Source organism: Streptacidiphilus melanogenes, assembly GCF_000787835.1.
Lineage (GTDB): Bacteria > Actinomycetota > Actinomycetes > Streptomycetales > Streptomycetaceae > Streptacidiphilus > Streptacidiphilus melanogenes.
This window is the reverse complement of the sequence record NZ_BBPP01000030.1, coordinates 62,591-82,385: the sequence shown is the minus strand read 5'-3', so window position 1 is coordinate 82,385 and position 19,795 is coordinate 62,591. Positions and strand designations below refer to the sequence as shown.

The 19,795-nt window shown below is 73.2% G+C and carries 16 protein-coding genes; 6 read left to right on the top strand and 10 right to left on the bottom strand.

The features are described from left to right. Positions 1–173 precede the first annotated feature (173 nt). From TR49_RS27045 to TR49_RS27020, 6 genes are all read left to right on the top strand, one after another. Positions 174–647 (top strand): SRPBCC family protein, encoded by a 474-nt coding sequence (locus TR49_RS27045; protein ID WP_042386405.1) that lies wholly within the window; start codon positions 174–176, stop codon positions 645–647. A 61-nt stretch (positions 648–708) separates the two neighbouring features. Then, a complete protein-coding gene (locus TR49_RS27040) occupies positions 709–1,506 on the top strand; it encodes a class I SAM-dependent DNA methyltransferase (protein ID WP_084725486.1) in 798 nt (265 codons plus the stop codon). A 137-nt stretch (positions 1,507–1,643) separates the two neighbouring features. After that, positions 1,644–3,449: an alkaline phosphatase family protein gene (locus tag TR49_RS27035; protein ID WP_042386403.1), complete on the top strand. Its 1,806-nt coding sequence runs from the start codon at positions 1,644–1,646 to the stop codon at positions 3,447–3,449. Between the two features lie 110 nt (positions 3,450–3,559). Next, on the top strand, positions 3,560–5,731 hold the full coding sequence (locus tag TR49_RS40895) for an alpha-galactosidase (protein ID WP_084725484.1): 2,172 nt from the start codon (positions 3,560–3,562) through the stop codon (positions 5,729–5,731). A 55-nt stretch (positions 5,732–5,786) separates the two neighbouring features. Next, on the top strand, positions 5,787–6,269 hold the full coding sequence (locus TR49_RS27025) for a pyridoxamine 5'-phosphate oxidase family protein (RefSeq protein ID WP_042386402.1): 483 nt from the start codon (positions 5,787–5,789) through the stop codon (positions 6,267–6,269). 105 nt (positions 6,270–6,374) lie between these two features. After that, positions 6,375–6,947 carry an Rv1733c family protein gene (locus TR49_RS27020; protein WP_152627475.1) on the top strand — a complete coding sequence of 191 codons (573 nt, stop codon included), beginning with the start codon at positions 6,375–6,377 and terminating at the stop codon, positions 6,945–6,947. Between the two features lie 48 nt (positions 6,948–6,995). On the opposite strand, the gene TR49_RS27015 is transcribed toward TR49_RS27020, so the two are convergent. The 10 genes from TR49_RS27015 to TR49_RS26970 form a co-directional block, all read right to left on the bottom strand. Continuing rightward, positions 6,996–7,730 (bottom strand): DUF4097 family beta strand repeat-containing protein, encoded by a 735-nt coding sequence (locus tag TR49_RS27015; RefSeq protein ID WP_052434669.1) that lies wholly within the window; start codon positions 7,728–7,730, stop codon positions 6,996–6,998. Beyond that, positions 7,727–8,791 carry a 2,3-diaminopropionate biosynthesis protein SbnB gene (gene sbnB, locus TR49_RS27010; protein WP_042386398.1) on the bottom strand — a complete coding sequence of 355 codons (1,065 nt, stop codon included), beginning with the start codon at positions 8,789–8,791 and terminating at the stop codon, positions 7,727–7,729. Before sbnB ends, TR49_RS27015 begins: the two co-directional genes overlap by 4 nt. Before the next feature lie 64 nt (positions 8,792–8,855). Continuing rightward, complete coding sequence (fabG, locus tag TR49_RS27005; RefSeq protein ID WP_042386396.1) at positions 8,856–9,584, bottom strand: 3-oxoacyl-ACP reductase FabG; 729 nt, start codon at positions 9,582–9,584, stop codon at positions 8,856–8,858. Further along, entirely contained in the window at positions 9,581–10,726 is a 1,146-nt protein-coding gene (locus TR49_RS27000) for a beta-ketoacyl synthase N-terminal-like domain-containing protein (protein ID WP_042386394.1), read from the bottom strand. The genes fabG and TR49_RS27000 overlap by 4 nt, the downstream gene beginning before the upstream one ends. Then, positions 10,726–11,976, bottom strand: a complete 1,251-nt coding sequence (locus TR49_RS26995) for a beta-ketoacyl-[acyl-carrier-protein] synthase family protein (protein WP_042386391.1) — start codon at positions 11,974–11,976, stop codon at positions 10,726–10,728. Before TR49_RS26995 ends, TR49_RS27000 begins: the two co-directional genes overlap by 1 nt. 46 nt (positions 11,977–12,022) lie before the next feature. Then, positions 12,023–12,274, bottom strand: a complete 252-nt coding sequence (locus tag TR49_RS26990; protein WP_042386389.1) for an acyl carrier protein — start codon at positions 12,272–12,274, stop codon at positions 12,023–12,025. An 88-nt stretch (positions 12,275–12,362) separates the two neighbouring features. After that, positions 12,363–13,166, bottom strand: coding sequence for an ABC transporter permease (locus tag TR49_RS26985; RefSeq protein WP_042386388.1), 804 nt, complete (start codon positions 13,164–13,166; stop codon positions 12,363–12,365). Continuing rightward, complete coding sequence (locus TR49_RS26980; RefSeq protein WP_042386386.1) at positions 13,163–14,146, bottom strand: daunorubicin resistance protein DrrA family ABC transporter ATP-binding protein; 984 nt, start codon at positions 14,144–14,146, stop codon at positions 13,163–13,165. Before TR49_RS26980 ends, TR49_RS26985 begins: the two co-directional genes overlap by 4 nt. 3 nt (positions 14,147–14,149) lie before the next feature. Continuing rightward, on the bottom strand, positions 14,150–14,353 hold the full coding sequence (locus TR49_RS26975) for an MbtH family protein (RefSeq protein WP_042386384.1): 204 nt from the start codon (positions 14,351–14,353) through the stop codon (positions 14,150–14,152). Next, positions 14,350–19,795 (bottom strand): non-ribosomal peptide synthetase (locus tag TR49_RS26970; protein ID WP_052434668.1); only part of this gene is annotated, 5,446 nt, incomplete at its 5' end. The genes TR49_RS26975 and TR49_RS26970, both read right to left, overlap by 4 nt.

Below are 19,795 nucleotides of genomic sequence, written 5' to 3'. Positions count from 1 at the left end.
GGGTTCGGACAGCATGGGACGGATCTCCTCCGGCGAAGAGCGGTGATGCGCATGCCGCAGCCCAGTGTGTCGGCAACCGTCCGGAGCCGCCTCGCGACGGGGTGCCTTCCGGTGCCATCCGTGGTGGGATGGGAGCCAGTCGAGGGGAGGCCGTGGGCCAAGGAGGCGAAGCCGTGACGATCACCCCCGAGGGCGCCGTCGTCGTCAAGCGGCGGATCAAGGCCCCGCCCGAGACGGTCTACGTCTGCTTCACCGACCACGACCGCCGCCTCTCCTGGCAGGGTGTCGAGGGCTACTTCGAGCCGCGTCCGGGCGGCGTCTACCGGATCCGCATCGTCGGCGACGCGATCGCGGCCGGCAAGTTCACCACGGTCGAGCCCTACCGACGCGTCGTCTTCACCTGGGGGTGGGAGAACGAGGGCGACCCGGTGCCGCCCGGCAGCAGCCAGGTGAAGGTCGACCTCGCGGCGGACGCCGAGGGCACCGCGCTCACGCTCACCCACTCCGCGCTGCCCGAGCCCGCCCGTCAGCCGCACCAGGACGGCTGGGAGCACTACCTCGCCCGCCTCGCCGTCCTCGCCGAAGGCGGCGACCCCGGCCCCGACCCGTGGATGGAGGAGGCCGAGGAGGCGGAGGAGAGCGACTGAGCGGCCTGCCGTCGCCCTAATTCGCTCGCGCCCCTGCTCCACGGTCACGGAGACTGCGGACATGACCGCCGAATCCCAGCGTTCTCAGACAAACCAGCGTTCTCAGCCGGGCCAGCTCACTCCGACGGACCGGCCCGCTCCGGCAGACCGGCACTCCGACGCCTTCAGCGCGCACTTCGACTCCCGTGGCTACCCGGTCGTGGACGTCCGCACCGGCTACGCCGGCTGGGTGGAGAACTACGAGGACACCGTCGAGGACCTGATGGACGTCGACGTCCTCGCCTCCCTCGCCGTCCCGCGCTGGCGGGACCTGCCCCGCGCAGCCGACCTCGGCTGCGGCACCGGTCGCACGGGGGCGTGGCTGCGGGCGCAGGGCGTGGCGGCGGTGGACGGGGTGGACCTGACCCCGCAGATGCTGGACCGGGCCCGCGCCCGCGGCGCGCACGCGAAGCTGGTCGAGGCCGACCTCGCGGACACCGGGCTCCCCGGCGGGGCCTATCCGCTGGTGATCACGTCCCTGGTCGACGAGCACCTGCCCGACCTGCGCCCGCTCTACCGCGAGGCGTTCCGGCTTGCCGCGCCGGACGGGCTGTTCGTGCTGGTCGGGCTGCACCCGCAGTTCATCATGACCGCCGGGATGCCGACCCACTACACCGCCGCCGACGGCACCGAGACGGCGATCTCCACACATCTGCACTATCTCAGCGACCATGTCGCGGCCGGTCTGGGAGCGGGCTGGACGCTCGCCGAACTGCGCGAGGAGCCGGTCGGCGACGCGTGGGTGGCGCGCAAGCCCAAGTGGGAGCGGTTCCGTGGCATCCCGGTCTCGGCCGCCTATGTCTGGCGCAAACTTGTCTAGTCAAGTGTGAGCCACCCGTCCCATAACTTGTCCAATCAAGTTTGGTCCGCATTCTTCCGAAGGACAACGTCGGCCTGTACTTATGTCCCGTCCATGACGCACAGCCAGCACCACCTCACGACGGGACGAGGTACACCATGCGACTGCGCCGGAGCGCTCTTGGCGGGCTGACCGCCCTCCTCGGCACGCTGATCTTCGCCGCCCCCGCCCCCGCCCAGGCGGCGGGGACCAGCGGCAACCTGATCGTCAACGGCAACGCCGAAGCCGGCGGCTACTGCACCAACGACTGGAGCGCGGCCACCACCGTGCCCGGCTGGACCACCCAGGCCGGCGGCATCAACGTGATGTGCCAGTCGGTCGCCTCCTTCGGGCTGCCGAGCGACGGCAACACCCCCGGCAAGGCCTTCTTCGCACCGGGCAACTTCGGCGACGGCTCGATGAGCCAGAACGTCGACGTCTCCTCCGCGGCCTCCGCGATCGACGGCGGCGGCGTGCACTACAACCTGTCCGGCTGGCTCGGCGGCTGGACCGTCTACAGCGGCTACGTCGCCGTGAGCCTGCACTTCCAGGACGCGAACGGCAACCCGGTCGGCGCCACCGCCAAGCTGCCGACGGTCTCCGCCACCGACCGCGGCCTGTCGACCAAGTTCCTCTCGCGCAGCGCCACCGGCTCCGTGCCCGCGGGGACCCGGCACATCCAGGTCGAGGTGCAGTTCCTCAGCACCTCCCACGAGGCCGGCTATCTCGACAACCTGTCGCTGACCCTGGACACCCCGGTCGCCGCCCCGGTGCTGACCGCGCCGGTCTCCCAGGTACCCGGCTACGACCACGTGTTCACCGTCATGATGGAGAACACGGACTACTCCGAGGTCATGAACGACCCGACGGACACGCCGTTCATCCACAGCCTGATGGCCAAGGGTGCGACGATGACCGACTCCCACGCGGTCTACCACCCGAGCGACGAGAACTACCTGGCCATCGCGGGCGGCGACACCTACACCCAGGGCGCCACCTACTTCCCGAACATCAACTCGCCCGAGCAGAACCTGGGCGACACGATCGAGGCCGCGGGCAAGACCTGGAAGGCCTACGAGCAGGGCATGGTCACCCCCTGCAACCTCACCAACGGCGGCTCCGACAGCTACTACGAGCCCGACGACGCACCGTTCGTCAACTACACGGACATCAGCGGCAACAAGGCCCGCTGCGCGGCGCACCTGTTCGACACCACGCAGCTGACCACCGACCTCAAGTCGGCGGCGACCACGCCGAACTACGCCTGGATCGCCGCGGACGACTACTACGACGGCGAGTCCTCCGGCAACGGCAGCTCCACCAGCCTGAAGACGCAGGACGGCTGGCTGCAGCAGACCCTCGCACCGATCATGTCCTCCCCGGCCTGGACCCAGCAGCGCACGCTGATCCTGCTCACCTGGGACGAGAGCGAGAACGAGGCCTACGACCACGTCGCCACCGTCGCGGTCGGCTCGCAGGGCACGGTGCCGGCCGGCACCACCAGCCCGACCCACTACGACCACTACAGCGTCGGCCGCACCATCGAGGCCGCCCTGGGCCTGCCCGGCCTGACGGCCAACGACACCTACGCGACGCCGCTGAACGACGCGTTCGCCCCCTCCACGGCGACCACCCCGACGCTGACCGGCGACCTCAACGCGGTGAGCAACGGCGGCAACGTGACGTTCCGCTACGCGCTGCCGTCGACCGCGCAGGTCAACGCGAAGAACTGGATCGGCATCTACCCGGCGGGCGTCAAGCCGGGCGCGCAGTCCTCGCTCACCTGGGCCTACACCCCGAACCAGAGCGGCGCGGCCACCTTCTCCACGAGCAAGCTGAGCGGCGCGGGCAGCTACGACGTGTACTACCTGGCCAACGACGGCTACGGCGTGCTCGCCGGGCCGTTCCGCCTGACCGTCGGCTGAACCTGCTCTGACACTGCGTCAACTATTGACGCGGCCAGGCGGACCCTGTGAAATGCCCATGGCGTTGAACTTCGTTTGGTCCTGTTGCCTTCTGTCAGGGAAGAGACACCATGCACCGGAGGGTCCGCACTTTACTGGCCGGCTGCACTGTACTGGCATCGGCGCTGCTCGGACTGGTTCCGGGCAGCGCCGATCCGGCGCATGCCGAGTCGAACGGGGTCGCGCTGACGCCCCCGATGGGATGGAGCAGTTGGAGCTTCGTCCGCAAGAATCCCACTGAAGCGAACATCGAGGCCCAGGCCCTGGCCCTGAAGAACAGCGGCCTGCTGGCCCACGGCTACCAGTACGTCAACGTGGACGACTTCTGGTATCTCAACCCCGCGAACACCGTGGACTCCTACGGCCGTTGGGTCACCGACGCGAGTCGCTTCCCGGACGGGATGGGCGCGGTCGGCGCCTATGTCCACAGCCTTGGGGAGAAGTTCGGGATGTACCTCACCCCCGGCATCCCCGTCGCCGCGTACAACCAGAACACGCCTATCCAGGGCACTAGTTGGCACGCGCGGGACATCGTCTCCAGCACCACGGCCTACGAGACCAACTACAACTTCGGCTCCGGGTCGATGTACTACATCGACTACAACAAGAACCCCGCCGCCGCGCAGGCCTATCTCAACTCCTGGGCCGACCAGTTGGCCTCCTACGGCGTCGACTACCTGAAGATCGACGGCGTCGGCGACTGGGACGTCGCCGACATCCAGCACTGGTCGCAGGCACTCAACCAGAGCGGCCGCCCGATCCATCTGGAGCTGTCCAACAGCCTCGACCCGGCGAACGCCGCCACCTGGCGCCAGTACGCCAACGGCTGGCGCGTCGAGGGCGACGTGGAGTGCTACTGCGGCAGCGGCTCCTATCCGCTGACGGACTGGAACAACGTCGCCTCGCGCTTCTCGGACGTCCCCAGGTGGATCCCCTTCGCCGGGCCCGGCGGCTGGAACGACCTCGACTCGGTCGAGGTCGGCAACGGGTCCAACGACGGTCTGACGGTCGACGAACGCCGCACCCAGCTCACCCTGTGGGCGATCGAGGGCGCGCCGCTGCTGCTCGGCACCGACCTCACCGCCATGGACCCGACCGACCTCGCGCTGCTCACCGACGACCGCGTCATCGCCGTCGACCAGGCCGGCGTCCCCGCGCACCCGGTGGACCAGGTCGCCCAGCAGCAGGTGTGGAGCGCGGCGAACGCCGACGGCAGCTACACCGTCGCCCTGTTCAACCTCGGTTCCGGGACCGCGACCGCCACCGCGCACTTCGCCGACCTGGGCTTCAGCGGCGCGGCCGACGTCCAGGACCTGTGGAGCGGCGCCGACCTCGGCAGCTCCAACGGCTCCTTCTCCGCCTCGCTGGCCGCCCACGCCTCCCGGCTGCTGCGGATCACCCCCGCCGCGGGTTCCACGTTCACGACGCTGCACTACGACGTCGTCAACGCCGCCACCGGTCAGTACCTCGACACCAGCGGCTCCTCCCTGGTCACCGCGGCGGCGAACGGCGGCACGGACCAGCAGTGGCAGCTCGCCCCGGCCGGGAACAACGGCTACCGGATCGCGAACGTGGCCAGCGGCGAGCTCGCCAACATCCCGGGCGGCAGCACCACCGCGGGCACCCAGCTCATCCAGTACCCGGACGACCACGCCGCCAACTCCCAGTGGACTTTCACCCCGAACGGCTCCGGCGGCTACACCGTCGGCTCCAAGTCGGACGGCCAGGTCCTGGACGTCAGCGGCTCCGCCGTCGTGCAGCAGCCGGCGAGCGGCGCGGCCACCCAGACGTGGAAGCTGGTGCCGGTGCTCGTGCCCGGGCAGCGGTACCGCATCGTCAACGGCGCCACGGGCGGCCGGATGGACGTCAACAACGACTCCACCTCCGACAACGCGGCGGTCCTGCAGTGGCAGGACAACGGCGCGGCGGACCAGCGCTGGTCCTTCGTCGCCCAGTCCGGCGGCGCGGTCAGCGTCGTCAACGCCAACAGCGGCAAGCTGCTCAACATCCCCGGGCCGACCACGATCCAGGGCACGCAGCTGATCCAGTACCACGACGACGGCAACAGCAACTCCCGTTGGACCGTGCTGGACGCGGGCCCGAACCTGGTGGAGTTCCGCAGCTCCTACGACGGCCAGCTGATCGACCTGAACAACAGCGGCCGCTCGAACGGCACCTCGATCCTGCAGTGGCCCGCCGACGGCGGCTCCAACCAGACCTGGAGCCTGCTCGCGCCCGAGTGACCCGCCGACCCGGGTGCCCCGGATGACCCGGGCGAGGCGACGCGGAGGTGGTTGCATGGAGGCCGTGACGATCGACGACGCCATCCTCACGGCCCTCCGTGCCCACACCACGCTGACCCTCGCCTACGGCGACGCGGACGGCCCGCAGGCCTGCGCCGTGCTCTACGCCGTCACCGGCGAGGGTTCGCTGGTCTTTGTCAGCTCCGCGACGACCCGCCACGGCGGCGGGCTCGCGAACGACCCCAGGGCCGCCTTCACGGTCCAGGCCGACGGGCAGCGATGGACCGAGCTGCAGGGCGTCCAGGGCCGCGGCGCGGTCCGCCGCCTGGCCGACGGGAGCCCCGAGCGCGCGACCGCATGGGCCGCGTACACGCAGCGTTTCCCCTTCGTCACAGCCGATGAACGCCTCGGCGCGGCCCTGGCCGCGACGGACCTGTGGGAGCTGCGTCCCAGCTGGCTGCGGCTGATCGACAACGCCCGCGGCTTCGGCGTGAAAACGGAATGGACGGCTCCATTCGCCCCCGGCCGCAAGGGTTGAAACACCTGCCCCAGGGCATGACCATAGAACCGGATGCAGTCGGGTGCGTCCGGTGTCCCCGCTGCATATGGACGTTCGTGGACGTAGCGGTTGGGAGGCGGTGGGATGGCCACGCCGTCAGTCGCACCACAACCGAAGGCGCCGGTGCCGCGTCGCCGTAATCCGCTGCACCGCCGCACGGACTCGCTGCGCTTCTGGGTGCGGGTGCTGTTCGCCCTCGCACTGGCCCTCGCCGCCGCGCTCACCGTGCTGCTCGGCTTCCACCTCTACGCGGACGGCCGCGCCGAAGCCGCCAGGCAGGCCGCCGGCCTGCACCAGGTCGACGCCGTCACCGCCACCGAGCCCGTCTCCGCGGGCATCGACAGCTGGGTCGCCACCCTCACCTGGACCGACGCCGGCCACTCCTACCGCGAGCAGGCTCCGGTCCCGCCCGCGACCGCGCCCGGCGACCACGTCAGCATCTGGGTCGACGCCCAGGAGGCCCCCCAGCCCGACCCGATCCCGGCCGTGCAGAGCGCCGGCAGCGCCGCGACCTACTCCCTGGCGGTCTTCTCGGGCGCGGTCCTGCTGCTCTCCGGCGGCTACGCCTACTCCCGGCACCGCATAGACGCCTGCGCGTGGAAGTCCTGGGAGAACGAGTGGGCCAAGGTCGAGCCGGAGTGGACGCACCGCTCCTGACCCGACCCCGGCCGTGACGCGCCCGTGGCCGTGACGCGCCGGCCCCGCTCAGGAGGCGGTGAGAACCGAGACGTCGCCGGCGTCGGAATGCAGGTGCAACCGGTGCGCCGAGGACGGGTCGTCGGCCACGTGCACCTTGCGGTCGCCCAGGTCGGAGCTCGCGTCGACGGCGTAGCGGCCGTCGGGCACGTGCAGGGTGACATTGCCCGTCGAGGTGCTGGCGTCGACGCTGCCGGGCGTGGCGGAGAAGCTCATGGTGATGTCGCCGGCGTCCGTCGTGGCCTTCAGCGCGCCGCCCGACTCCGCGTCGGCGGTGACGTTCCCGGCCTCGCTGTGCAGGTCGCCGCCGCCCCCCGTGCCGTCCAGGGTGACGTCGCCCGCCGAGGCGTGCAGGGTGACCTTGGCGCCACGGGGCACGTCGACCGTGTAGTCCACCGAACACGTGCTGTTGACGCCCAGCACCGAGCCGCATCCGCCCGCCGTCAGGGTGAGCGTGCCGCCGCTGAAGTCGCTGCTGGTCGACGGCTGAGCGGTGTGGTAGCGCACCGTCTCCGTGACGTGGGTGGTGCCGCCGTCGGTGCCGCGCACCACGATGTTGCCGTGGTTCGACGTCACCACCAGGTCGCTGACCTGCCCGGTGACGTCGAACTGGTGCACGTGCGCGGGCCCGTCCGCGGCCGGGTCGGCCGCGTCGGGGTTGCAGCCCGCGAGCCCCCCGAGCGCGACCGACGCCAGGGAGACGGCGGGGACGACGAGCCGCCGGAGCCGACGCGTGCGCTTCATCGGGTCCCACCCCCCGCTGCCCGCTCCTCGAGCGTTCGGCCGTAGCGGTCGGTGTCGTGGAAGAAGTCGCGGACGACCCCCAGTTCCCCGGACGCGGCGACCTCGTCGTAGACGTGCTTGGCGACGACCAGGTCGAGCACGCCGAGGCCGAACGGGGAGAAGACGACCGGCCGGTCCGCGGGCGGGGAGATCCGCCCCGCCAGGACGTCGTCGAGGGTTCCGGCGACGAAGCTCCGGTCGCCGACCCGCTGCTCGGTGAGGTGGGGGGAGGTGCCCGCCTTCAGGCAGTGGTCGACGTCGTCGACCACGTTCCACGCCGAGAGGATCACCTCGGGTGACAGGTCGCGCAGGGACAGGTGCAGCACCACCGGGTTGTGGGCGAACCACGCCGGGTCGTGCACGTGCGGCTCGCCCGCGACGGTGGCGAAGACCACCAGGTCGCTGCCGGTGATCAGCGCCTGTGCCGTCTCGTGCACGGTGACCTCGGCGGGCTGGGCCCGGCGCAGATGGGCCGCGAAGGCGGTGGCGTGCTCGGCGGACAGGTCCTGCACGCCCACCTCGTCGAAGGAGAACCCGGCCGCGGCGAGGTAGGTGTGCACGTAGCGGGCGATAAGACCCGCCCCGACGAAGCCGAGGCGGCGCGGCCGGGTGCCGCGCGCCTCACCGAGCGCCACCGCGGCGAGCGCCGCCGACGCCGCGGTGCGGGCCGCGCTGATGATCGAGCTCTCCAGCACGGCGAAGGGGTAGCCGGTCTCGGCGTCGTTCAGCACCAGGACGGCCGAGGCGCGCGGAAAGCCCGCGGCCACGTTCTCCGGGAAGCTGGCGATCCACTTGATGCCGTGCACGCCCACGTCGCCGCTCACCGATGCGGGGAGCGCGATGATCCGCGAGGAGGGCCGGTCCGGGAAGCGCAGGAAGTAGGAGTCGGGATTGACCGTCTCACCGGCGCCGTGGAGCCGGTAGGCCTTCTCGACCGCGGCGATCACGGACTTCTCCTGGCCGGCCAGGGCGCTGTGCACCTGGGCGCCGGAGACCACGGCGAACGAGGGGATCTGGGGCATGCTGTCTCTCCACGAGCGGACGGAACGAAGGGCGGTTTCGCGGGGCGGGGCAGGCGCCGGCCTTTCAGACGACGAGCCCGCCGTGCACCTCGAACACCGACCCGGTCACGTAGGCGGCACGGCCGGAGGCGAGGAAACCGACCAGGTCGGCGACCTCCTCGGGACGGCCGAGGCGGCGGAGCGGGACGTTCTGCAGCAGCCGTCCGATCGCGGCCTCGGAGGCCCCGCCCACCATGTCGGTGTCGATCAGGCCCGGCGCCACGGCGTTGGCCCGCACCCCGCGCGGTCCGAGCTCCTTGGCCAGGCTCTTGGTGAACGCGATGATCCCGGCCTTGGACGCGGCATAGTTGGACTGCCCCGCGTTGCCGTAGATGCCCGAGACGGAGGTGAGGTTGACGACGCACCCCCGCCCGCGCTTGGCCATCATGGGCGCGGTCGCCCGGCACAGGTGGTAGACGCCGTCGAGGTTGACCCGGAGCACCTGCTGCCAGTCCTCGTCCCGCATCAGCACCAGCGGACGGTCACGGGTGATGCCCGCCGACGCCACCACGGTGTCCACCGGGCCGAGTTCCTCCTCCGCGGCGCGCACCCAGGCGCGCACGGCGTCGCCGTCGGAGGTGTCGCAGCGCGCGGCGACGACCCGCACACCCAGCTCCGCCGCCTCCTTGAGCACGGACTCGGCGGCGGCCTCGTCGGAGCGGTAGCAGAAGGCCACGTCGTGGCCGTCCTGGGCCAACCGCAGCACGACCGCCCGCCCGATACCCCGCGAGCCTCCGCTCACCAGCGCCGTCATGACGCCGCCCCGAGCAGGCGCAGCACGGCACAGGCCACTCCGCCGTCACGGTCGACGGCGGAGACCAGCGCGGCGCGGCCGACGGACTCCGGTGCCGCCTCGGCGACCGCGAGCAGGGTCGCGATCTGCAGCGTCGCGGACGCGGCGCCGACGTCGCCGAGCAGCGCCATCGAGGGCACGCGCGACAGCGCGTCGGCCGGCAGCAGGTCCGCCAACGCCGCCTCCTCCGCCGCGCCTTCGGGGGAAGGGGCGGCGGAGGGGACGGCAGCCCAGACCTCCTCCGGCGCCACCCCGGCCCGTTCGAGGGCCTGGCGGACGCAGGAGGCCACCGCGGCCCGCGGGTCGTCGTCGACGTCGACACGGGTGGTGACGGACAGGACCGCGGCGAGCGGCGGCAGTTGTGCGCTGCGGGCGGGCTCGACCAGAAGCAGTCCGCAGCCCTCGCCGAGCAGCGGCGCGGGCTCGTCGAAGCCGGTGACGGCCTGCTCAAGCCACGCGTGGGTGGGGGCGAACTCCTCGGCGGAGCCGACCAGGCAGCTGTCGGCGCGGCCCTGGTCGAGCAGGCGGCGCGCGTAGCCGAGGGCGAGCAGGCCACTGACCCGGCCGCCGCCGACCGTGCTGTTGGGGCCGCGGAGCCCGTGGCGGATCGCCGAGGCGCCCGCGGGGTGGTTCATCACGCAGCCCGGGATGCGGCTGACGTCGACGTAGAAGGGCCTGGCGTTGGTCAGCGAGCCGCGGACGATCTCGGCCATCCCGTCCTTGCCGCCCATGGTGGTGCCCATGACCAGGCCGGTGCGGTCGTCGGTGTGCGGCACGGGTCCGCCGTCGGGGTCGACCAGCAGGCGGTCCGTGGCGAGCAGGACCATGACGGCCAGGCGGTCGAGGGTGTAGGTGAACTTCCTCCCGAGCAGGTCCGGGTCGTCCAGTCCGGGGACCAGGCAGGCGTCGGTCCGGGGCAGCGAGCGCTGCGGGTCGGCCGGCTCGGCCGGCACGGCCGCCCGGCCCGAGCGCACTCCGTCCACGAAGTCCTGCCGGGTGAGGCCGTGCGCCGAGACCGCCGACCACCGGGTGATGACGGGTGTGTCCGTGTCGGCGGACCACGGCGGCGGTGCCGGGGCCGTGAGGGCCGGGGAGGCGGGCATCAGTCGGACTCCTTGTGGTCGCCGAGGATCAGGACGGCGTTGTTGCCGCCGAACGCGCTGGAGTTGTTCTGGACGACCCGCACGTCCGCCTCGACCGCGTGGTTGGGCACGCAGTCCACGGGGCACTTCGGGTCGGTCTCCCCGTGGTTGATGGTCGGCGGGATGAACCCGTCGCGGATGGACAGCACACAGGCGGCGGCGGCCAGGGCGCTGGCCGCGCCCATGGAGTGACCGAGCATGGACTTCAGGCCCACGGTGCGCGGCGGACGGTCGCCGTAGACGTCGGTGATGGCCCCCGCCTCGGCCGCGTCGTTGGCCTTGGTGCCGGTGGCGTGCGCCGAGATGTAGTCCACCTCGTCCTTCTTGACGCCCGCGTCGGCCAGGGCGAGTTCGATGGCGCGGGCGACGCCCTCACGGCTCGGCGCGGTGGGGTGCTGGGCGTCGCAGCTGAGGCCGTAGCCGAGCACCTCGGCGTAGATGCGCGCGCCACGGGCCTGCGCCGACTCCAGCGACTCCAGCACCAGGACGCCGCCGCCCTCACCGGTGAGGATGCCCTGACGGTTGACGTCGAAGGGCCGCACGACGTCGGGGGTGATCGCCCCGAGCCGGGTGAAGGTGGCGAATGTCTTGCGGCACACGGCGTCGGCGCCGCCGCACAGGGCGATCTCGGCCTCGCCGGAGCGGATGACGTCCAGGCCGTAGCCGATGGAGTAGTTGCCGGCCGCGCAGGCGGTGGTCAGGGTCACCGCCTCCACGTCGCGCAGCCGAAGTTCGCGCGCGATCGCGGTGGACAGCCGGCCCGAGCCCAGGCGCCTGGCGAGCACCGGGTCCATGGCGGTCGGGGCTCCCCCGCGCAGCTCCTGCTCCACCAGCACGCCGAGGTCGTGGGACTCGCCGTCGGTGGTGCCGATGCTGATCAGGACGTGGCGCGCGGCGAGTTCCTGCTCCGTCAGCCCTGCGTCCTCGACGGCCTGGCGGGCGGCGGCGACCGCGAAGTGCCCGGCGCGGCCGGTGTACTCCAGCGGGAGGTTGCGGATCCAGCGGGACGGTTCGAAGTCCGGGACCTCGGCGGCGTTGGTCCGCAGGAAGCCGGTGGTGTCGATGCGGGTGAGGGGGCGGGCTCCGGAGCGGCCCGACTTCAGCGCCGCCGCGAACTCGTCGGCGCCCGTACCGATGCTGCTGATGGCGCCGATGCCGGTGACGACGACAGTGCGGCGGCCCACGGCCTGCCGCTGCTGTGCAGTGGACATGGGACTCCTCCGAGGTGGGGTGCGCCGGGCCTGGCGGGGCGGTCCGCTACCAGCCGGCCGCGCGGGCCGTGATCTGGTACGCGGCGTCGACGCTGACCATGTCGGGCAGGTCGTCCATGGCGATCACGATGTTGAACTCCATCTCGATCGCGCTGAGGATGTCGATGAGCTTCAGCGAGTCCGCTCCGAGCTCGTCGACGAGGTGCGTGGAGTCCTTGAGGCCGGACACCTCGACGCCGATCTGCTTGGCGATGATTTCCTTGATCTGCACGAAGTGCTCGGGCACGACGGTGGACATGGTGCTCCTTGCTTGTCGGGTTCCGGTGCTTCGACTGGGACGCTAGCGAGCCTCGATGATGGGCAACTGACGTACTACTGACGTCCGCTCAGCGCTCCACCGCGCGCCGGAAACCGCGCAGCGCGGCGGGTACGACGGTCACCAGGACGACTCCGAGGGCGCAGGCCGCCACCACCCCGGGGTGGGTGGCCGGGAAGCCGCCGTGGGCCGCCTGCGGCGGCTGGTTGCCCCACAGGGTGCGGCAGACCGAGATGACCGAGCTGACGGGGTTCCAGTCGGCTGCGGGCCGCAGCCAGTTCGGCAGTCCGCTGACCGCGACGTAGGCGTTGGACAGGAAGGACAGCACCACGAGGATCAGCGCACCGGTGCCGTCGATGGCCTCGACGTTGCGCATCGTGGTGCCGAGCAGGATGCCGACCCACAGCATCACGAACGCGAAGGCGAGCAGGACCGCGAACCCGGCCCCGATCCGCAGCGGCCCGCCGTGCGGACGCCAGCCGAGCAGCAGTCCGAGACCGCAGACGGCCGCGAGGGCGACCGCCGCGGTGACCATGTCGGAGAGCGCGCGGCCGACCAGGACGCTGCTGGCGGAGATCGGCAGCGAGCGGTAGCGGTCGACCAGCCCGTCGCGCAGGTCCACGGCCACGCCGAGGGCGGTGGGGCCGACCCCGGCGAGGGCCACCTGGGCGGCGATCCCGGCCATGATGTAGTCCTCGTAGGAGGAGCTGCCCGGGACGGTGATCGAGTCGCGGAAGAGGTAGCCGACGGCGATCAGCATGACCGCCGGGGTCATGGTGACCAGGAACAGCCTGCCGGGCGACCGTCGCAGATGGCGCAGATGCCGGCCGGCGAGGGCCCCGATGTCGGCGAGATAGGCCAGGGTGACCGTCATCGCTCGTCGGCTCCTTCCTGGGTCGGGGAGTCCGCCTTCGCGGCGGTCCCGGTGAGGGCGAAGAACACGTCGTCCAGCGAGGGCCTGCGGACCTGGAAGTCGGCGGCCGTGACGCCGCGGCGGCGCAGCTCGGAGGCGGCCAGCGCGACGTCGTCCAGGCCGTGTTCGAGCGGCACGGTGACCCGGACGGCGTCCTCGTCGACGGTCGGCACCCGACCGCCGAGCACGGCGAGCGCGGCGGCGGCCTGCGCCAGCTGGTCGGGCCGGGCGACGGTCACCTCCAGCCGGTCCGTGCCGACCTTGCGCTTGAGCTCGTCGGGGCTGCCCTCGGCGACCACCCGCCCGGCGTCGACCACGGCGACACGGTCGGCCAACTCGTCGGCCTCCTCCAGGTACTGGGTGGTCAGCAGGACGGTGACCCCGCCGCCCACCAGTTCCCGCACCACGTTCCACAGCACGTTCCGGCTGGTCGGGTCCAGACCGGTGGTGGGCTCGTCGAGGAAGAGCACCTCAGGGTCGCCGACGACGCAGGCGGCCAGGTCGAGGCGGCGGCGCATACCGCCGGAGTAGGTGCCGGCCGGCCTGTCCGCGGCGTCCAGCAGCCCGAACCGGTCGAGCAGTTCCTGGGCGCGCGCCTCGGCGCCGCGGCGGCCGAGCCGCAGCAGCCGGCCGAGCAGCACCAGGTTCTCGCGCCCCGTCAGCATCTGGTCCACCGCGGCGTACTGGCCGGACAGGCCGATCCTGCGGCGTACCTCGCGCGGTTCGCGGGCGACGTCGTGTCCGGCCACGACGGCACGGCCGCCGTCCGGCGCGAGCAGGGTGGCCAGGATCCTGACGGTGGTGGTCTTCCCTGCGCCGTTGGGGCCGAGCACGCCGAGCACCGTCCCGGTCGGCACCTCCAGGTCGATCCCGTGCAGGGCGGTGTGGGTGGCGTAGCGCTTGCGCAGCCCCTCGGCCAGGATCGCGGTTCCTGTGGACACGGCTCAGCCCCGCTTCCGCAGGCTCAGCGGCCGCATGTCGGTCCAGTGCTCCTCGATGTGGGCGACCGCGGACGGGCGGTCGGTCTCGGCGAGGGCGACGGCCCAGCCGTCCGGCAGTTCGGCGAAGGAGGGCCACAGCGAGTGCTGCCCCTCGTCGTTGACCAGCACCAGGAAGCGGCCGTCGGGGTCGTCGAAGGGGTTGCTCATGACTCGTCTTCCGTTTCGTTGGTGGTCGCCGGGGCGGTGCCCGCGGCGGCGTGCAGCGCGGCCAGTCGCCGCTCGACGATCCGGCCGATCCCGGCCGCGGGGCCGGGGCTCATCATCAGGGCGTGGACGCAGGGCACCAGGTGGACGTCGAGCCCGCCGGTCACGTACCGCTCCCAGCTCTTGGCCCGGACGTGCGGGTCCTGACCGTCGAGGGAGCCGGTGGCGACGAGCAGGGTCATCCGCCCGTCGAAGGTCTCCGGCGTGTGGCCGCGGAACAGGTCGACGTTGCCGCGCATGACGGTGAGCAGCCGTTCCAGGGCGGGCGCGTCGAACGACGCGAGCGGGCCCTCGGTGCGGGCGAGCAGCGCCGCGACGGAGGCGACGGTCGGACGGGGCGCCGCAGCCGGGTCGAGGCCCGCCTCGGTGAGGAAGTCGGCCAGGAACTCCGCGTCGGTGGGTCGCTCCCCTGGCGCCGAGTCCGGGTAGGCGTCGAGGTTGGCGAGGAGGGCGACCTCCTCCCCGGCGGCGCGCAGCCGGACCGCCATGGCCTGCGCCACGATGCCGCCGTAGGACCAGCCGAGCAGGTGGTAGGGACCGTCCGGCTGGACGGCGCGGACCCTGGCGACGTACTCCTCGGCAACCTCCCGCAGGCTGCCCGGCGGCTCCTGCTCGCGGGAGAGCCCGGGTGCCTGGAGCGCGTGCACGGGCTGCGACGGGTCCAGGTGGCGGGCGAGCTCGGCGAACGGCAGGCCGAAGCCCAGACCGCCGTGCACGCAGAACAGCGGCGGCCTGGATCCGCCGGACCGGATCGGCAGCAGGGGGGCGAGCAGGTCCGTACCGGCGCCGTCCGCGGCGGCGGGTCCCGCGGACTCGGCCAGTTCGGCCAGGGTGCGGTGGCGGAAGACGGCGGCCAGGTCCAGCCGCAGCCCGGCCCGCCCGACGGCGTTCACCAGGCGGATGGCCTTGAGGCTGTCGCCGCCCAGCGCGAAGAACCCGTCCTCGGGACCGACCCCGGTGCGCCCCAGCACCTCCGCCGCGGCCGCGCAGACCGCCCGCTCGGCGGGGGTCCTGGGCTCGCTCGGGGCCACGCGCTCCCGGGCCGGGGCCGGGAGCGCGGCGGTGTCCAGCTTCCCGTTCGGGGTCAACGGCAGTTCCGGCAGCACCACGAACGCGGCCGGCAGCATGTGCGCGGGCAACGCTCGGGTCAGATCCCGGCGCAGGTCCGCCGGTTCGGGGCCGGGTTCGCCGGGCACCGGCACCAGGTAGGCCACCAGCAGTCGGTCCCCCGCGCCGTCGTCCCGGGCCACGACGGCGGCCCGCGCGACCGAGCGGTGCGCCGCGAGCGCCCGCTCGACCTCGCCGGTCTCGATCCGGTAGCCGCGGATCTTCACCTGCTGGTCGCCGCGGCCCACGTAGTCCAGACGGCCGTCCGCGTCCCAGCGCACCAGGTCACCGGTGCGGTACATCCGGGCGCCGGGCCCGCCGAAGGGGTCGGCGACGAAGTGCCCGGCCGTCAGGCCGGGACGGCCCAGATAGCCGCGGGCCAACCCGGGCCCCGCCACGTACAGTTCGCCGACGGCTCCCTGCGGCACCGGTCGCAGGCCGGGGTCCAGCACGTACACGGCGGTGTCGCCGATCGGCAGCCCGATCGGGACCGACGGGACATCCGGCGGGACCTCGCGCACCTGGTGGACGGTGGCGATGACGGCGGTCTCGGTCGGCCCGTAGGCGTCGACCACCTCCGTGGCCGGGAGCGCCTCGCGCAGCCTGCGCACGTGCTCGGCCGAGACGGCCTCGCCGCCGGTGAGCAGCAGCCGCAGCGGCGCCAGGCAGGTGGGGTCCAGGTCGGCGATGACGTTGACCAGCCGGGGCGTGATCAGGGCGACGGTCACCTCGCCCTCCCGCAGCAGCGCGCCGAGCGCCTCGGGGTCGGCCGGGCCCGGCGGGTTGGCGACCAGTCGCGCGCCGTGCGCCAGCGCCGTCCACACCTCGAACACCGAGGCGTCGAAGGCCGGTGAGGCGGTCCACAGGAACGCGTCCTTCGGCCCGAACCCCAGGGCGGGCAGGCCGAGGACGAGCCGTGCCGTGGCCCGGTGGGAGACGGCGACGCCCTTGGGGGTGCCGGTCGAACCGGAGGTGTAGATGAGGTAGAGGAGGTCGTCCGGGTCGACCGTGACGCAGGACGGGGTCGGCGGGAGGGCGTCGATCCGCCGACGGGTCGACGGGTCGTCGAGGCACAGGAACGTGCACTGGCCCTCGGGGTCCGCGCCCGCGGCCGCCTCGGCCAGCGTCGCCTGGGTGAGCAGGATCCGGGCGCCGCTGTCGGCGACCATGTGGCGCAGCCGGGCGGCCGGGTAGGCGGGGTCGAGCGGCAGGTAGGCGGCGCCGAGCCGGGCCGCCGCCAGCATGGCGACGACCGCTTCCGCCCCGCGTTCCAGGCACAGCGCGACGATGTCGCCGCGACCGACGCCGAGGGCGGCGAGGTGACGGGCCGTCCGGTTGGCGGCGGCGTCGAGCTGCGCGTAGGTCAGCGCGCCGCCGAGTCGTGCACCGCCGGGTCGTGCACCGTCGGGGCCGGCCCCGGTGGCGAAACGCAGTGCGATCGCGTCCGGAGCGGCGGCGACCCGCGCGTCGACGAGGGCGGTGACCGTGCCGGCCGCGGCCCGCGGACCCTCGGGGCCCTGCCCCAGGGCGCGCAGCGTGCCCAGGGCCTCGGGGGTGAGCACCTCCAGCCGGGAGAGCGGGCGGGCGGGCTCCGTGACGGCCGAGTCCAGCAGCCGGACCAGGGCCTCGGCGAGGCGCCGCACGGTCCGCTCCTCGAACAGGTCGCGCGCGTACTCGATCGCCAGGTCGATCCGGTCGGCGGCGGGGTCGGCGGTCAGCTGGACGAACAGGTCCCACTTGGCGGTGGCGGCCTCGGTCGGCAGCGGCTCGATCGTCAGCTCCGCGCCGGTGTCGGGGACGGAATCGGCGTCCCGGCAGTCCAGGATCACCTGGAACAGCGGGTTGCGGGCCATCGACCGGTCGGGGCTCAGCACCTCCACCAGCTTCTCGAACGGCACGTCCTGGTTCTGGTAGGCGGCCAGGTCGAAGTCCCGCACCCGGGCCAGGAGTTCCGCGAAGGTCGGATCGCCCGAGGTGTCGGTGCGCAGCACCAGGGTGTTGACGAACATGCCGACCAGGCCGTGCAGCGCGGCGTCGCCGCGACCGGCCACCGGACTGCCGACGGGGATGTCCGTCCCGGCGCCGTAGCGGGTGAGCAGCGCGGCCAGGCCCGCCTGCGCCACCATGAACAGGCTGGCGCCGGACTCGCGGGCGAACGCGCGCAGCGCGCGGGTGAGCGGGGCGGGGACCTCGGTGCGCACCACCGCGCCGCGGTGCGTCGCCGACGCCCGGCGCGGATGGTCGGACGGCAGCTCGATCTCGGCGGGAAGCCGGTCCAGCGCTTTTCTCCAGTGGTCCAGTTGACGGGACAGCTCGCTCTTGGGGTCGTCCTCCGCGCCGAGCAGCCGCCGCTGCCACAGGGTGTAGTCGGCGTACTGGACGGGCAGCGGCAGGAACGCCGGGGCTCCTCGGGCCAGCCGGGCCCGGTAGGCCTCGGCGAGGTCGGCGGCGAGCGGACCCAGCGACCAGCCGTCCGCCGCAATGTGGTGCAGCACGAGCGAGAGCACGTGCTCCTTTGGCCCCAGCGCGAACAGTTTCGCGCGCAAGGGGAGTTGGCGGGCCAGGTCGAAGCCGCGGGCGGCCTCCCCGGCCAGCGCCGCCGAAAGCCCCGCCTCGGAGCCGGGCAGCACCGGCAACGGCACCTCGGCGGCCTCCGGCAACAGGACGCGCTGTTCGGCCCGTGCGCCCTCGGCGCCCACCGCGGGGAAGACGGTGCGCAGCGGCTCGTGACGGGCGACGAGGTCACCCAGGGCGGCGTGCAGCGCGTCGACGTCCAGGGCGCCGCGCATCCGCACCGCGAACGGGATGGCGTACAACCCGCCCGGCACACCCAGCTGTTCGAGGAACCACAGCCGCTCCTGGGCGTGGGACAGCGGGACCGGGTCCGGGCGCTGCCCCGCGACGAGCGGCGGACGGGCGACCGGCTCCCCGGCGTCACCGTCGGCGTGCTCCCGGTCGAGGCAGGCGGCGAGAGCGGCGGCGCTGGGCGCCTCGAACACGTCCCGCACCGACAACGGGCGGCCCAGCCGGGCCCGCACCAGGTTGGCGATCCGCGCGGCCAGCAGCGAGTGGCCGCCCAGGGCGAAGAAGTCGTCGTCCGCACCGACCTCGTCGAGGCCGAGCACCTCGGCGAGGATCGCGCACAGCTCCCGCTCCTCGGCGGTCTCGGGGGCCCGGCCGGTGGCGGTGTGCCCCGGAGCGGGCAGCGCCCGGACGTCGACCTTGCCGTTCGGGGTGAGCGGCAGCGCGGCGAGCTCGACGAAGGCGGCCGGCACCATGTGCTCGGGGAGCGCCACCGCGGCATGGGCGCGCAGCGTCTCCGCGTCCACGGCGCCCTCCCCGCGCGGCACGACGTAGCCGACCAGGCGCCGGTCGCCGGGCCGGTCCTCGCGGACCGTCACCGCGGCCTGGGCGACCAGGGGGTGGCTCCCCAGCACGGCCTCGATCTCGCCCGGTTCGATCCGGAAGCCGCGCAGCTTGACCTGCTGGTCGGCGCGGCCCAGGTAGTCCAGCGCGCCGTCGGCGAGCCTGCGCACCACGTCCCCGGTCCGGTACATCCGCTCGCCGGGCGCGCCGAACGGGCAGGCGACGAACCGGGCGGCCGTCAGGCTCGGACGCGCGTGGTAGCCGCGGGCGAGCCCGGGACCGGCCACGTACAGCTCGCCGGGCACACCCGTCGGCACCGGCCGCAGGGCCGGGTCGAGGACGAACAGCCGGAAGGCCGAGACCGGCGTGCCGATCGGCGGCTTCCCGGAGCCGCGCAGCGGCTCGCTGACGCTGGCGCAGACGGAGGTCTCGCTGGGCCCGTAGGCGTTGCGCAGCTCGGTACCGGCCGACCACCGCGCTGCGAGTGCGGGCGGCAGGGCCTCGCCCGCGGTCAGCAGCCGCAGGTCGGCCGGGAGCAGGGCGTCCTCCGGCAGGCCCGCGAGGACGGTGGGCGGCAGCACCGCGTGGTTGACCCCGTGCGCGGCGAACAGCCGGGCCAGGGCCTCGCCGGACATCCGGCTCTCCGCGGTGGCCAGCACCAGGGCGCCACCGGTGTAGAGCGAGGCGCACAGCTCCCACACCGTGGCGTCGAAGCTGAACGACGCGAACTGGAGGGCGCGGGCCCCCGGTCCGGCGCCGAGACGGGCGGCATGGTGGGCCGCGAGGTTGACGGCGCCCGCGTGCGGAACGACGACGCCCTTGGGGCGGCCGGTCGACCCTGAGGTGTAGACGACGTAGGCGGGGCTGCCCGGTGCGATGTCGGGCAGCGGGCCGCCCGGCGCGGGCCCGTCG